This window comes from Actinosynnema sp. NPDC037264, assembly GCF_055603705.1.
The window spans coordinates 47,818-63,184 of record NZ_JBVJVK010000028.1 but is presented as its reverse complement, the minus strand read 5'-3'; the positions used below and the strand labels follow the sequence as shown (position 1 = coordinate 63,184).

General features: G+C 71.9%; 11 protein-coding genes. 9 read left to right on the top strand and 2 right to left on the bottom strand.

The window, feature by feature from the left end:
• Positions 1-42 precede the first annotated feature (42 nt).
• The 7 genes from ACZ7GX_RS26810 to ACZ7GX_RS26780 all read left to right on the top strand — a co-directional run bounded on the left by ACZ7GX_RS26810 (position 43) and on the right by ACZ7GX_RS26780 (position 9,598).
• Positions 43-2,007, top strand: coding sequence for a methylmalonyl-CoA mutase family protein (locus ACZ7GX_RS26810; RefSeq protein WP_498780583.1), 1,965 nt, complete (start codon positions 43-45; stop codon positions 2,005-2,007).
• Positions 2,004-4,214 (top strand): methylmalonyl-CoA mutase, encoded by a 2,211-nt coding sequence (gene scpA / locus ACZ7GX_RS26805; protein ID WP_498780516.1) that lies wholly within the window; start codon positions 2,004-2,006, stop codon positions 4,212-4,214. Before ACZ7GX_RS26810 ends, scpA begins: the two co-directional genes overlap by 4 nt.
• A complete protein-coding gene (meaB, locus tag ACZ7GX_RS26800) occupies positions 4,207-5,208 on the top strand; it encodes a methylmalonyl Co-A mutase-associated GTPase MeaB (protein WP_498780515.1) in 1,002 nt (333 codons plus the stop codon). Before scpA ends, meaB begins: the two co-directional genes overlap by 8 nt.
• A 104-nt stretch (positions 5,209-5,312) precedes the next feature.
• On the top strand, positions 5,313-5,639 hold the full coding sequence (locus tag ACZ7GX_RS26795; protein WP_498780513.1) for a hypothetical protein: 327 nt from the start codon (positions 5,313-5,315) through the stop codon (positions 5,637-5,639).
• A 193-nt stretch (positions 5,640-5,832) separates the two neighbouring features.
• Positions 5,833-6,999, top strand: a complete 1,167-nt coding sequence (locus tag ACZ7GX_RS26790; RefSeq protein ID WP_498780511.1) for a M20 family metallopeptidase — start codon at positions 5,833-5,835, stop codon at positions 6,997-6,999.
• On the top strand, positions 6,996-8,258 hold the full coding sequence (locus tag ACZ7GX_RS26785) for an amidohydrolase (protein WP_498780509.1): 1,263 nt from the start codon (positions 6,996-6,998) through the stop codon (positions 8,256-8,258). The genes ACZ7GX_RS26790 and ACZ7GX_RS26785 overlap by 4 nt, the downstream gene beginning before the upstream one ends.
• A 164-nt stretch (positions 8,259-8,422) precedes the next feature.
• A complete protein-coding gene (locus ACZ7GX_RS26780) occupies positions 8,423-9,598 on the top strand; it encodes a hypothetical protein (RefSeq protein WP_498780507.1) in 1,176 nt (391 codons plus the stop codon).
• A 127-nt stretch (positions 9,599-9,725) separates the two neighbouring features.
• On the opposite strand, the gene ACZ7GX_RS26775 is transcribed toward ACZ7GX_RS26780, so the two are convergent.
• Positions 9,726-11,456, bottom strand: a complete 1,731-nt coding sequence (locus ACZ7GX_RS26775) for a glycerol-3-phosphate dehydrogenase/oxidase (protein ID WP_498780581.1) — start codon at positions 11,454-11,456, stop codon at positions 9,726-9,728.
• 182 nt (positions 11,457-11,638) lie between these two features.
• Here ACZ7GX_RS26775 and ACZ7GX_RS26770 point away from each other — a divergent pair, with 182 nt between their 5' ends.
• Positions 11,639-12,379, top strand: coding sequence for an MIP/aquaporin family protein (locus ACZ7GX_RS26770; RefSeq protein WP_498780506.1), 741 nt, complete (start codon positions 11,639-11,641; stop codon positions 12,377-12,379).
• A gap of 14 nt (positions 12,380-12,393) precedes the next feature.
• Complete coding sequence (gene glpK / locus ACZ7GX_RS26765) at positions 12,394-13,899, top strand: glycerol kinase GlpK (protein WP_498780505.1); 1,506 nt, start codon at positions 12,394-12,396, stop codon at positions 13,897-13,899.
• Between the two features lie 49 nt (positions 13,900-13,948).
• Here the strand turns inward: glpK and ACZ7GX_RS26760 are convergent, their stop codons facing one another.
• A complete protein-coding gene (locus ACZ7GX_RS26760) occupies positions 13,949-15,352 on the bottom strand; it encodes an NAD(P)H-quinone dehydrogenase (protein WP_498780504.1) in 1,404 nt (467 codons plus the stop codon).
• Between the last annotated feature and the right edge of the window lie 15 nt (positions 15,353-15,367).

The window sequence follows — 15,367 nt, the reverse complement described above, 5'->3', positions numbered from 1 at the left end:
ACATAGCCGTCGAACTACCGGTGAGTAACACTGCGGAGCATGATGGAGCCGTCAGGCGAGTTGGCGTTGGCCGCCGAATTCACCACCCCTGACCGCGAGCAGTGGCTGGACCTGGTCCGAGGCGTGCTGCGCAAGTCGGGCGCGGACTTCGACTCCCTGGTCACCACCACCTACGACGGCATCGCCGTCCAGCCGCTCTACACCGCCGCCGACCAGGCGCCGGACGCCGGTTTCCCGGGGTCGGCCCCGTTCACCCGGGGCGGTCGGCCGCAGGGCGCGGTCGAGGGCTGGGACGTCCGCCAGCAGCACCGGGTCGCCGACCGCGAGGCGGTGATGGCGGACCTGGAGAACGGCGTCACGTCGCTGTGGCTCAAAGGGCTCGACCCGGCCGCCTACGACGAGGTGCTGGCCGACGTCTACCTGGACCTCGCGCCGGTGGTCGTGGACGCGGGCGCGGACTTCCTCGAAGCCGGGCGGGCCATGCTGCGGGTCTGGGACCAGCGGCCGGTGCTCGCCAGTGAGGTGCGGGGCAACGTCGGCGCGGACCCGTTGGGCGTGCAGGCGCGCACGGGGCGGCCCGCCGACCTCGCCGCCCTGACCGACCTGCTGGGCAAGACCCGCGAGTTCCCCGGGCTGCGCCTGGTCGTCGTGGACGGCCTGCCGTTCCACGAGGCCGGCGGTTCGGACGCGCAGGAGCTGGGCGCGTCCCTCGCGGCCGGTGTCGCGTACCTGCGGCACCTGACCGAGGCCGGGCTGGACGTCGCGGAAGCCGTGCGGCTGCTGGAGTTCCGGTACGCGGCGACCGCCGACCAGTTCTCCACCATCGCCAAGTTCCGGGCCGCCCGGCGGCTCTGGGCGCGGGTCACCGAGGTGGCCGGCGCGCCGAGCCCGCAACTGCAGCACGCGGCCACGTCGCCCGCGATGATGACCCGCCGCGACCCGTGGGTGAACATGCTGCGCACCACCGTGGCGTGCTTCGGCGCGGGCCTCGGCGGCGCGGACGCGGTGACCGTGCTGCCGTTCGACCACGCGATCGGCCTGTCCGACGACTTCGCCCGGCGCATCGCCCGCAACACGCAGTCGCTGCTGCTGGAGGAGTCGAAGCTGGCCGCCGTGATCGACCCGGCGGGCGGCTCCTGGTACGTGGAACGGCTCACCGACGACCTCGCGCGCGCCGCCTGGGCGTGGTTCCGCGAGATCGAGGCCGCCGGCGGTCTGCCTGCGGCGTTCGACCTGGTCGGAGACCGGATCGCGGCCACCTGGGACCGGCGCCGGGCGAACCTGGCCGACCGGACCGACGCGCTGACCGGCGTCAGCGAGTTCCCGAACCTGGGCGAGCAGCCGGTGGTCCGCCCGCCCGCCCCCGAAGACCGGCCCGCCCCCGAAGACTCCTCTGCACCCGAAGACCGGCCCACCCCCGAAGTTCGGCCCGCACCCGGAGGACCGTCCGCACCCGGAGAACCGCGAGAACCGGGCCAGGCCAACGGCCACGCTGCGCAGGAGTCCCCCTCGGGGGATCCCCGGTCTTCATTCTCCCAGAAGGGTCCGACAATCTCGGGCCCCCGAACCCGGCCCCTGCCCCGCATCCGGTACGCCCAGGACTTCGAGGCGCTGCGCGACGCGGCCGACGCGAGCCCCGAGCGCCCGAAGGTCTTCCTGGCCACCCTCGGCCCGGTCGCCGCGCACACCGCGCGGGCCGCGTTCGCGGCGAACCTGTTCCAGGCGGGCGGCATCGAGACGCCCGACGCCGGGCCCACCGGGACCGTGGACGACGTGGTCGCGAAGTTCCGCGAGAGCGGCGCCCGGATCGCCTGCCTGTGCGGCAGCGAGAGCAGCTACGCCGAGCTGGCCGCGCCCGTGGCGCGAGCGCTGCGCGAAGCGGGCGCGGAGCGGATCCTGTTGGCGGGCAAGAAGTCCGACGCGGAGATCGACGAGTACGTGTTCACCGGCTGTCCCGCCCTGGACGTGCTGGAGCACACGTTCGAATCCCTTGGAGTCCAGCGATGATCCCGAACTTCGCCGACATCGACCTGGGCGAACCCACCGCCGCCGCCGACGCCGCGCAGTGGCACGCCGCGCTCCAGGAGGCGACCGGCAAGGGCGCGGACGCGCTGACGTGGGAGACGCCCGAGGGCATCGGCGTCAAACCCGTCTACACGGCCGCCGACACCGAGGGCCTCGACTTCCTCGCGACCTACCCGGGCATCGCGCCGTTCCTGCGCGGCCCGTACCCGACGATGTACGTCAACCAGCCGTGGACGATCCGGCAGTACGCCGGGTTCTCCACCGCCGAGGAGTCCAACGCCTTCTACCGCCGCAACCTCGCGGCCGGCCAGAAGGGCCTGTCCGTCGCGTTCGACCTGGCCACCCACCGCGGCTACGACTCCGACCACCCCCGCGTGGCCGGTGACGTCGGCATGGCGGGCGTGGCCATCGACTCGATCTACGACATGCGCCGGCTGTTCGACGGCATCCCGCTGGACAAGATGAGCGTGTCGATGACCATGAACGGCGCCGTCCTGCCGATCCTGGCGCTGTACGTCGTCGCGGCCGAGGAGCAGGGGGTGGCGCCCGAGCAGCTGGCCGGGACCATCCAGAACGACATCCTCAAGGAGTTCATGGTCCGCAACACCTACATCTACCCGCCGAAGCCGTCGATGCGGATCATCTCCGACATCTTCGCGTTCACCTCGCGGCGGATGCCGAAGTTCAACTCCATCTCCATCTCCGGCTACCACATGCAGGAAGCCGGCGCGACGGCAGACCTGGAGCTGGCCTACACGCTCGCGGACGGCGTGGAGTACCTGCGGGCGGGCCGCGGCGCGGGACTGGACATCGACGCGTTCGCGCCTCGGCTGTCGTTCTTCTGGGCGGTCGGCATGAACTTCTTCATGGAAGTAGCCAAGCTGCGCGCCGCCCGGCTGCTGTGGGCGAAGCTGGTCAAGGGCTTCGACCCGAAGTCGCCGAAGTCGCTGTCCCTGCGCACGCACTGCCAGACGTCCGGCTGGTCGCTGACCGCGCAGGACGTGTTCAACAACGTCGCGCGCACGTGCGTCGAGGCGATGGCCGCCACGCAGGGGCACACGCAGTCGCTGCACACCAACGCGCTGGACGAGGCCCTGGCGCTGCCGACGGACTTCTCCGCGCGCATCGCCCGCAACACCCAGCTGCTGCTCCAGCAGGAATCCGGCACCACGCGGGTGATCGACCCGTGGGGCGGCAGCGCGTTCGTGGAGCGCCTCACGCACGACCTGGCGCACCGCGCCTGGTCGCACATCACCGAGGTCGAGGCCGCGGGCGGGATGGCGCAGGCCATCGAGGCGGGCATCCCGAAGCTGCGCATCGAGGAGGCCGCCGCGCGCACCCAGGCGCGCATCGACTCCGGCCGGCAGCCGGTGATCGGCGTGAACAAGTACCAGGTCGAGTTCGACGAGAAGATCGACGTGCTCAAGGTCGACAACGCCGGTGTGCGCGCGCAGCAGCTGGCGAAGCTGGCCCGGTTGCGCGAAGAGCGCGACCAGTCCGCCGTCGACTCCGCGCTGACCGCGCTGACCGAGGCCGCGGGCTCCGACGGCAACCTGCTGGAGCTGGCGATCTCCGCGGCTCGCGCCAAGGCCACCGTCGGGGAGATCTCCGAGGCGCTGGGCAAGGTGTGGGGCAGGCACTCCGCGCAGATCCGCACCATCACCGGCGTGTACCGGGAGGAGGCCGGGTCCGTTTCCCCGGGAGAGAGGACGCCAGTGGTGGCTACCCTCGAGGCGGCCGCGGCGTTCGCCGAGGCCGAAGGGCGTCGACCGCGCATCCTGGTCGCCAAGATGGGCCAGGACGGGCACGACCGCGGCCAGAAGGTGATCGCGACCGCGTTCGCCGACCTCGGCTTCGACGTGGACGTCGGCCCGCTGTTCCAGACGCCGGAGGAGGTCGCGCGCCAGGCCGTCGAGGCCGACGTGCACATCGTCGGCGTGTCGTCGCTGGCCGCGGGCCACCTCACGCTGGTGCCCGCGCTGCGCTCGGCGCTGGCGGGGATGGGCCGCGAGGACATCATGATCGTGGTCGGCGGCGTGATCCCGCCCCAGGACTTCGACGCGCTGCGCGAGGCGGGCGCGGCGGCGATCTTCCCGCCCGGCACGGTCATCGCCGACGCGGCGGGCGACCTGCTGCGCGAGCTCGCCGGGCAGCTCGGCCACGACGACCTGCCGGGACGAGATGGCTAGGCCGGTCGACGTCGGCGAGTACGCCAAGGGCGTGCTCGCCGGCAACCGGGGCACGCTGGCCCGGGCCATCACGCTGGTCGAGTCGACGCGCCCGGACCACCGCGCGTCGGCGCAGGAGCTGCTGGTCGAGCTGCTGCCGCACTCGGGCAACGCGCACCGCGTCGGCATCACCGGCGTGCCCGGCGTGGGCAAGTCGACGTTCATCGACGCGTTCGGCTCGATGCTGACCGCGCGGGGCCACCGGGTGGCGGTGCTGGCGGTCGACCCGTCGTCCACCCGCACCGGCGGCTCGATCCTGGGCGACAAGACCCGGATGGCCCGGCTCGCGGTGGACGAGGCGGCGTTCATCCGGCCGTCGCCGACCTCCGGCACGCTCGGCGGCGTGGCCAGGGCGACCCGCGAGACGATCGTGCTGGTCGAGGCCGCGGGCTACGACGTGGTGCTGGTCGAGACGGTCGGCGTCGGCCAGTCCGAGGTCGCGGTGGCCAACATGACCGACTGCTCGCTGCTGCTCACCCTCGCCCGCACCGGCGACCAGCTCCAGGGCATCAAGAAGGGCGTGCTGGAGCTGGCCGACGTGATCGCGGTCAACAAGGCCGACGGCCCGCACGAGCAGGACGCCCGCAAGGCCGCCCGCGAGCTGGCCGGCGCGCTGCGGCTGCTGCGCCCGCCGGACGCCCCGTGGCACCCGCCCGTGCTGACGTGCAGCGGGCTGGACGGCTCCGGGCTCGACACCGTGTGGCGGCAGGTCGTCCAGCACCGGGAGACCCTGGAGGCGGGCGGCGGGCTGGCCGAGCGGCGGCGTCGCCAGCAGGTCGACTGGACCTGGGCCATGGTGAACGACCAGCTGCTCACGAGCCTGCGCGCGGCGCCGGGCGTGCGCTCGGTCGTGCCCGAGGTGGAACGGCAGGTGCGCGCCGGCGAGCTCACCGCCACGCTGGCCGCCGAACGCATCCTGGCCGCGTTCCGCGCCGACCCGGGTCGAGGCTGGTAGCGGGCACGTGGCGGGCTCGTTCGCTCACAGCACGTGAACAAAAGCCGGTTTGGATGACCACCGACAGTGGTAACCACGAAACGCGGTGGCTAGGCTTGGCGACCATGTGGCGATCTGTGCTCGCGGTGTGCCTGTTCGTGCTGGCCGGTGTGTTCACCGCGTCGGGCACAGGGGCCGCCGTGACGCCCGCGCCGCACCTCGCGGTCCAGCCCACGGAGACCCTGGCGCCCGGCGGCACCATCCAGCCCGACGGCACCGTGCCGCCCGGTCCGGAGATCAACGCGCCCCAGGAGGAGCAGCAGCCCGCGTCCAGCGGCGAGACCCGCCGCAAGCTGTGGATCGGCGGTATCGCGCTGCTGCTGTTCGCCCTCGTCTACTGGCGCAACAAGAAGCGCTGGTCGAAGTGGAAGGCCGGGCGCAAGTCCGGGTGATTCCACCTGGTGGGAACCCGGTGGCGGCATGTGGTCGCCATCTAGCATGGCCTGCGCGAACGCGCACTGTCGCGCGCACGTGATCGGTCTGACCGAACATCGCGCACCGCTCGGCGCAGCCCCGCGACCGGTTGCCGGTTGATCAACCAGGGGTGCGACGCGCTCGCCGGACCGTGATGCAGGATGGACGCAAATGAGTACCGACTTCAAGATGAGCACACGCTCGGCCGTCGAGCGGTACTCGACTGCGCTGGTGGACCTCTCCCGCAGCATCCACGCGGAGCCCGAGCAGGCGTTCGCCGAGCACCGCAGCGCGGCCAAGGTCGCCGACCTGCTGGCCGCCGAGGGCTTCGAGGTCGAGCGCGGTGTCGCGGACCTGGAGACGGCGTTCACCGCGTCGTTCGGCTCCGGCGAGCTGGTGCTGGGGCTGTGCGCGGAGTACGACGCGCTGCCCGAGGTCGGCCACGCGTGCGGGCACAACGTCATCGCCGCCGCCTCGGCCGGAGCGGCCCTCGCCCTGCGTGACCTGGCCGACGAGCTCGGCCTCACCGTCCGGGTGATCGGCACCCCGGCGGAGGAGGTCGGCGGCGGCAAGGTGCTGATGCTCGAACGCGGGGTATTCGACGACGTGGCGTTCTCGATGATGGTGCACCCGGCCCCGTACGAGGCCGTGGCCGCGCGATCGCTCGCCATCACCGACGTCGAGGTCCACTACACCGGCAAGCCGTCCCACGCCGCCGCCGCGCCCCACCTGGGCGTGAACGCGGCCGACGCGATCACGGTCGCCCAGGTCGCCATCGGGCTCGCCCGCCAGCACCTGGAGCCGGGACAGATGGTCAGCGGCATCGTCACGCGCGGCGGCGCCGTGCCCAACATCGTGCCCGCGCGCACGTCGGCGATGTTCGACCTGCGCGCCGACGACCTCGAATCGCTGCGCCGGCTGGAGGAGCGGATGAACCGCTGCTTCGAGGCGGGCGCGGTCGCCACCGGCTGCACCCACGAGGTCGTGAAGGTCTCGCCGGTGTACGCCGAGCTGACCCCAGACCCCTGGCTCGCGGACGCCTACCGGCACGCCGCGATCGAGCTGGGCAGGCATCCGTTGAGCCCCGAGGAGGAGCTCAAGGAGAAGATCGGCAGCACCGACATGGGCAACATCACCCGTGCGCTGCCGGCCATCCACCCGACCATCGCCATCGACTGCGGAGACGCGGTGAACCACCAAATCGAGTTCGCGACCGCCTGTGCGTCGGCCTCGGCCGACCGAGCTGTGCTCGACGGGGCGCTCGCACTCGCCTGGACCACAATTTCCGCTGCCACCGACGGTGCGCAGCGCTCTCGACTGCTGGCGGGTGTGGCATGACGGTCGTGGACTCGCGTCGGCCGGAGGAGGGTGCCGAGGTGCTGTTGACCGATCGCGGGGTCAGCATTGCCCCTGTGGATGATCCCGGTGAGGGGCGCGGACCCTCGTGGCTCGACGACTGGCTGGCGGCGAACGCCTCCGAGGTCGTCGCCTGGCGCCGGCACCTCCACGCGCACCCGGAGCTGTCCCGGCACGAGTTCGCCACCACCGAGCTGATCGCCGACGTGCTGCGCTCGGCCGGCCTCAAGCCGCGCATCCTGCCCGGCGGCACCGGCCTGGTCTGCGACGTCGGCTCCGGGACGCGCTGCGTGGCGCTGCGCGCGGACATCGACGCCCTGCCGCTGCCGGAGAACACCGGCGCCCCGTACTCGTCCACTGTGGACGGCGTGGCGCACGCGTGCGGGCACGACGCGCACACCACCGTGCTGCTGGGCGCGGCGCTGGCGCTGGCGTCGGCCACCGAGCTGCCCGGACGGGTCCGCCTGGTGTTCCAGCCCGCCGAGGAGGTCATGCCGGGCGGTGCGCTGGACGTGCTGGCGGCGGGCGGTCTCGACGGCGTGGAGCGCATCTTCGGCCTGCACTGCGACCCGCGGCTGGAGGTCGGCCGCATCGGCACCCGGATCGGCGCGATCACGTCGGCCAGCGACATGCTGGAGCTGCGCCTGACCTCCCCCGGCGGCCACACGTCCCGGCCGCACCTGACCGCGGACCTGGTGCACGCGCTGGGCACCGTGATCACGGGCCTGCCGGGCCTGCTGTCCCGCCGCGTGGACCCCCGTTCGGGCACCGTCCTCGTGTGGGGCGCGGTGCACGCGGGGGAGGCCCCGAACGCCGTGCCGCAGGACGGCGTGCTGCGCGGCACGCTGCGCACCGGCGACCGCGACATCTGGGCCGAGCTGGAGCCGTTGATCAAGGAGCTGGTGGGCGCGCTGCTGGCCCCGACCGGTGTCGGCTTCGACCTGCACCACCGGCGCGGCGTCCCCCCGGTCGTGAACGACCGGGAGAGCACGGTGCTGCTGCGCGCGGGCGTCGAGGCGGCGTTGGGCGAGGACGCGCTGGCCGGCACGGAGCAGTCGTCGGGCGGCGAGGACTTCGGCTGGTACCTGGAGCACGTGCCGGGCTCGTTCGCGCGCCTGGGCGTCTGGGACGGCGTCGGCAAGCAGAAGGACCTCCACCAGCCGGGCTTCGACCTGGACGAACGCGCCCTGCTGGTCGGCGTGCGCGTGATGGTGCACGCGGCCCTGGCCGCCCTGGCCTGACCCGGTCCCGGCGCTCGCCGACCACGCGGCGGTCGAAGTCGCGTGGTCGGCGAGCGCGTGAGGGCCGCACTTCCGCCCCAGATTCTCCCCAGGTCGTCCGACCACGATGAGGTCCCGCGGTGCTCGACCACCGCCGGACCCGTGCGACGATCCAGGGGGATCACATGCGAAGAGCAGTGGCGCTCACGCTCATCTTCGGGCTGGTCGGGGCGCTCGGCCCGGGATTGACGCCGGGTGTGGCCGCGGCCCAGGCGGCATCGCCGACGCCGACGCCGATTCTCGGCACCGCGCAGTTCGACCTCAAGGTGGACCTGACGAGCATGAGCGGGCGGGTCGCCAAGGTGGAGAAGCGGCTCGCCGGCGGACGGGTCCCGGTGAAGGACCTGGTCGCGGGCCGCGGGCGCGCCACCGAGCCTTGCGACGACAGCGAGAAGAAGGCGGCCGAGAAACTCCGATCGGTCGTGACATTGCGGTGTTGGGACCACCCCGACAAGGGGCAGAAGTCGTCCGACTCCAACAACGCGTGGATGCCCCAGGGCGTCACCAGCACCTCGGACGCCGACCCGACGAACCACTACGACGGTCGCCAGGCCCTCGCCGTGACCTCTTATCGGAAAGGGACCGACCACGCCCGGGTGACGTTCCTGCCCAACTTCGCGAACGAGGGGTACAAGCACATCTCACTGGTGGAGCCGAAGGGCTCCGACTGGGCGCGCGTGACCTGCCACGCGGGCGGCTCCGTGTGGTACGGGCGGTACCTGCTGGTGGCGTGCACCAGGGAGATCCGGGTGTTCGACTGGGAGAAGGTCTACAAGACCGACAAGAAGGACCCGCTCGCCACGGCGTCCTTGGTGATGATCCAGACGGGTCGGATCACCGGCAAGGCGGTTGGCCAGTTCTCCTCGCTGGGCCTCGACCGCTCCGTTCAGCCGAACCTGCTGGTGGTGTCCCAGTGGTCGAAGCCGAATTCGCCCGGCGCGTGCCCGCCGGACGAGTGCCGCTTGTTCCGGTTCGAGTTCCCGGCCTCTGGTCAGCTGTCCGGAACGGGGTTGCGCACCCACGACGCGTACCGGACCCACTTCTTCTCCATGCAGGGGGCGGTGAGTCGCGGCGACACGGTGTGGTTCTCCAGCAGTGCCGGGAAGAAGGACCCGGGGCAGCTCCGCACCTGGAACGTCAAGGACAAGAGGCCCAACGCGGTCACGTCGAAGCCGTGGACCACCGGTGCGGAGAGCATCTCGTACTGGAACCGCGGCAACGGCACCGGCGTGCTGCTGAACGTCACCGAGTACAAGGACAAGCGCGTGATCGCGGCCGTCGAGTCGGACTACTACGGATAATCGCCCGGCACCGAGGGAGGCGGTCGCCGGTGGCGCCGGACCCCTGCGCGTTCTGCGGGGGTCCCCGCCGGTGGCGGGGTCCCGGCGCGGGCGGCTGCTCCGCGCCCGACCGGGACCCCGACCACCGTCAGCTCACCGGTTCCACGATCTCCGGCCGGGCCTCGGGGGCGGCCGAGCGGACGGCGTCGGCGGCCTGGTCGTCGGGTTCCGCCTGCGACGCGCGCTCGGCGTCGACCCGGGCCGTGTAGACCGACACCTCGTGCGCCACCATGGCGTCGTCCCAGCCGTGCACGCCGGCCATCAGGCGCGCCACCGGCAACGCGCACTCCACGCCCCGGTGCGGGTACTCGATCGAGATCCTGGTCCGCCGGGTCAGCACGTCCTCCAGGTGCAGCGCACCCTCGTGCGACGCGGCGTAGACCACCTCCACCTGGAGGTAGTCCGGCGCGCCGGGCACGGGCTTGAGCAGCTCCGCGTCCGCCGACCCCAGCACCTCGTGCACCAACGACCCGTAGCGGTCCAGCAGGTGCCTCACCCGGTACGGGTGCAGGCCGTACCGGGTCGCCAACTGGTCCGCCTGGTTCACCAGCGCGTGGTAACCGTCCGCCCCGATCAGCGGCACCTTGTCCGTGATCGACGGCTGGATCCGCCCCGGCAGGTCGACCGAGGCCGCGTCCACCGCGTCGGCGCCCATCACCCGGTACGTCGTGTACTTCCCGCCGGCGATCGCGACCAACCCGGGCGCCACCCGGGCCACCGCGTGCTCGCGCGACAGCTTCGACGTCGACTCGCTCTCACCCGCCAGCAACGGCCGCAGCCCGGCGTACACGCCCTCGATGTCGTCGTGCGTCAACGGCGTCGCCAGCACCGAGTTGACGTGCTCCAGGATGTAGTCGATGTCCGACCGGGTCGCCGCCGGGTGCGCCAGGTCCAGGTTCCAATCGGTGTCGGTCGTTCCCACGATCCAGTGATTCCGCCACGGGATCACGAACAGCACCGACTTCTCCGTGCGCAGGATCAACCCCGACTCGGACACGATCCGGTCCCGCGGCACGACGATGTGCACGCCCTTCGACGCGCGCACCCGGAACCGGCCGCGACTGCCGGACAGCCGCTGCAGCTCGTCGGTCCACACCCCGGTCGCGTTGATCACCGCGTGCGCCCGCACGGACGTCTCCCGCCCGTCCTCCACGTCGCGCACCCGCACGCCGGACACCCGGTCCGCCTCCCGCAGGAAGCCCACGACCTGCGTGGACGTCCGCACGACCGCCCCGTAGTGCGCCGCCGTGCGGCCGACCATCATGGTGTGCCGCGCGTCGTCCGCCTGCGCGTCGTAGTACCGGATCCCGCCGATCAGCGCGGAGGGCCGCAACGCGGGCACGAGCCGCAGCGCACCGGCCCTGGTCAGGTGCTTCTGCCCGGGCACGGACCGCGCGCCGCCCATCGTGTCGTACATGAGCAGCCCGGCCGCGGTGTACGGCCGCTCCCACCCGCGGTGCGTCAGCGGGTACAGGAACGGCACCGGCTTGACCAGGTGCGGTGCCAGGCGGGTCAGCATGAGTTCGCGTTCCCGCAGCGCCTCGCGCACCAGCCCGAACTCCAGCTGCTCCAGGTACCGCAGCCCGCCGTGGAACAGCTTCGACGACCGGCTCGACGTGCCCGAGGCCAGGTCGCGCGCCTCGACCAGCGCCACCCGCAGGCCGCGCGTCGCGGCGTCCAGCGCGGAGCCGACGCCGACCACGCCGCCACCGATGATCACCAGGTCGAACGTCTCCGCGCCGAGCCGGTCCCAGGACTGGGAGCGTTCGAGCGGCCCCAGCCGGCCCGCGGTGGCGGGGTACTGCTCGCGCGTGACCACTGACGCCTCCCTGATGCTCGAACCGACCGGGCGGACCAGGACTGACTCGACCACGTTACCCGTCGGTACGCCACCCGTGGACAACTGATCAGGTCGGAACTAGCGTCATGCCCCATTGTGGGGTGGGCAGCGCCGCCGGACCCGGACCGTGCTGCCTCCTGTCAAGGCGAGGAGGTCGGCGAGTGAGCAGTGGCTCGATCTTCGTGTGGGAGATGCTGGGCACCGCGATCCTGATCCTGTTGGGTGCGGGTGTCGTCGCCAACGTGGTCCTGAAGGACACGCTGGGCAACACCGGCGGATGGCTCCTGATCAACATCGGCTGGGGTTTCGCGGTCTTCGCGGGCGCCAGCATCGCCGCGCCGAGCGGCGCGCACCTCAACCCCGCGGTGACCCTCGGCCTGGCCGTCGCGGACAAGACACCGTGGGACGACGTGCCCATCTACTTCGCCGGTCAGCTGGTCGGCGCGTTCATCGGCGCCGTGCTCGCGTGGCTGGCCTACAAGGCGCAGTTCGACGCGCACGACGACCCGGCGGGCACCCGTGGCATCTTCTGCACCGGCCCGACCATCCCCAAGGCCGGCTGGAACGTCGTGACCGAGGTGATCGGCACGTTCGTGCTGGTCGCGTGGGTCCTGCTGAGCCCGGCCGCGAAGGGTGCGGCGGACGGCGTGCCGCAGCTGGGCAACGCCGCCCTCGGCTACGCCGGCGTCGCGTTCGTCGTCATCGGCATCGGCGCCTCGCTCGGTGGGCCGACCGGCTACGCCATCAACCCGGCGCGCGACCTCGGCCCGCGCATCGCCTACGCGGTCCTGCCCATCCGCGACAAGGGCAGCGCCGAGTGGGGCTACGCCTGGGTGCCGGTGGTCGGTCCGCTGCTCGGCGGCCTGCTCGCCGGTCTCCTGTACCTGGTTCTCCCGGTCTGAAAGGACTCCAGCGCATGACGAAGCACGTGGCCGCGATCGACCAGGGCACGACGTCCACCCGGTGCATGATCTTCGACCACTCGGGTCGCGTGGTCTCCGTCGACCAGAAGGAGCACGAGCAGATCTTCCCCCGGGCCGGGTGGGTCGAGCACGACGCGAACGAGATCTGGACCAACACCAGGCAGGTGGCCGCGGGCGCGTTGGCCAAGGCCGACCTGACCACCGCCGACATCGCCGCCGTCGGCATCACCAACCAGCGCGAGACCGCGCTCGTCTGGGACAGGACCACCGGGCAGCCGGTGTACAACGCGATCGTCTGGCAGGACACCCGGACCGACAAGATCTGCCAGGACCTGGCGGCTCTGGGCGGCGGGCAGGAGCGGTACCGGGACAAGACCGGCCTGCCGCTGGCGACGTACTTCTCCGGTCCCAAGATCCGCTGGATCCTGGACAACGTGGAGGGTGCCCGGGAGCGCGCCGAGGCCGGTGACCTGCTGTTCGGCAACATGGACACCTGGGTGCTGTGGAACATGACCGGCGGTGTGGACGGCGGCGTGCACGTCACCGACCCCACCAACGCCTCCCGCACGCTGCTGATGGACCTCGACACGCTGAGCTGGGACGAGGGCATCGCGGCCGACATGGGCGTGCCGCTGTCGATGCTGCCGGAGATCCGGTCCTCGTCGGAGGAGTACGGCAAGGTCCGGGAACGCGGCGCGCTGGCCGGCGTGCCGATCGCGGGCATCCTCGGCGACCAGCAGGCGGCCACGTTCGGGCAGGCGTGCCTGTCGCCCGGCGAGGCCAAGAACACCTACGGCACCGGCAACTTCGTGCTGCTCAACACCGGCACGGACAAGGTGATGAGCGAGAACGGCCTGCTCACCACGGTCTGCTACAAGATCGGTTCCCAGGCGCCGGTGTACGCGCTGGAGGGTTCGATCGCGGTGACGGGCTCGTTGGTGCAGTGGCTGCGCGACAACCTCGGGATGATCACGACGGCCGCCGAGATCGAGGAGCACGCCCGGACGGTGGAGGACAACGGCGGCGCGTACTTCGTGCCCGCGTTCTCCGGCCTGTTCGCGCCGTACTGGCGCTCGGACGCGCGCGGCGCGATCGTCGGCCTGACCCGGTTCGTGAACAAGGGCCACCTGGCCCGCGCGGTGCTGGAGGCGACGGCGTTCCAGACCCGTGAGGTGATCGACGCGATGAACGCCGACTCGGGCGTGCCGCTGAAGTCGTTGAAGGTCGACGGCGGCATGGTCGTGAACGAGCTGCTGATGCAGTTCCAGGCGGACATCCTGGGCGTGCCGGTGATCAGGCCGGTGGTCAACGAGACGACCGCGCTCGGCGCCGCCTACGCGGCGGGCCTGGCGGTCGGGTTCTGGGAGTCCGAGGACGACATCCGGCAGAACTGGGCGCAGGACAAGCAGTGGGACCCGGCGATGGACGACGACACCCGGGCCAAGACCTACGCGCAGTGGAAGAAGGCCGTGACCAGGACCTTCGACTGGGTGGAGTGACCCCGACGGGGCGTCGCCACCGGGCGGCGCCCCGTTCTCCCGGTGCGTGTCAGTCGAGGTCGTCGTGGCGCATGAGCTGGCGGCCGGCCTCGGTGATCGAGCCGGTCAGCGACGGGTAGACCGAGAACGTGGTCGCCAGGTCGTCCACCGTGAGCTGGTTCTGCACGGCGAGCGTGATCGGCAGGATCAGCTCGCTGGCGTTCGGCGCGACCACGACGCCGCCGATGACCACACCCGTCGCCGGGCGGCAGAACAGCTTCACGAAACCGCGCCGCAGGCCTTCCATCTTGGCCCGCGGGTTGGTGGCCAGCGGCAGCATGATCGTGCGGGCGGGCACCTCGCCGGAGTCGATCGCCTGCTGGCTGATGCCGACGGAGGCGATCTCGGGGTTGGTGAACACGTTCGCCGCGACCGTCTTGAGCCTGATCGGGCTCACGCCCTGGCCCAGCGCGTGCCACATGGCGATGCGGCCCTGCATGGCGGCGACGGACGCGAGCAGCAGCAGGCCAGTGCAGTCGCCCGCCGCGTAGACGCCGGCGATGTTCGTCCGCGACACCCGGTCGACCGGGATGTACCCGCCGCGGCCGAGCTCGATGCCGATCTTGTCCAGGCCGAGGTCGGCGGTGTTCGGGACGGAGCCGACCGTCATCAGGGCGTGGCTCGCCTCGATCGTGCGACCGTCTTCCAGGTGAATCAGGACGCCGTCGCCGACGTTCTCGACCCGGTCCGCGCGGGCGTGCTTGACCACCGCCGTGCCGCGTTCGGCGAACACGTCCTCCAGCACCACGGCCGCGTCGGCGTCCTCGTGGGGGAGCACCCGATCGCGGCTGGAGACCATGGTCACCTTCACGCCGAGTTCCGTGTACGCGGAGGCGAACTCCACACCGGTGACACCCGACCCGATGACGGCCAGGTGCTCCGGCAACTCGGGGAGGTCGTAGATCTGCCGCCAGGTCAGGATCCGCTTGCCGTCGGGCTCGGCGCCGGGCAACACGCGCGGGGTCGCACCCGTCGCGATGAGCACCACGTCGGCCGGGAGGACTTCCTTCGTGCCGTCCTCGGCGATGGTCACGACCTCGTGCTGGGCGAGCCCGCGGGCGTTGTCGCAGAACTTGCCGATGCCGTTGACGATCCGCACGCCCTCGCGCTGGAGGCGGGCCCGGACGTCGGCGGACTGGGCGAGCGCCAGGCCCTTCACCCGTCCGTGCACGACCGGCAGTTCGACCGCCGCTTCCGCGTTGTTGGTGCGAATGCCCAGCTCACCGGCGTTGCGGAAGGCGCTGCGGCCGCCCGCGGAGGCGATGAACGTCTTCGACGGCACGCAGTCGTAGAGCACGCAGGCGCCACCGAGGCCCTCGCGTTCCACGATGGTCACGTCGGCCCCGTGCTGGGCCGCGACCAGTGCCGCCTCGTAACCTGCGGGGCCACCGCCCATGATGACGATGCGGGTCACGACACGTCCTCCTCG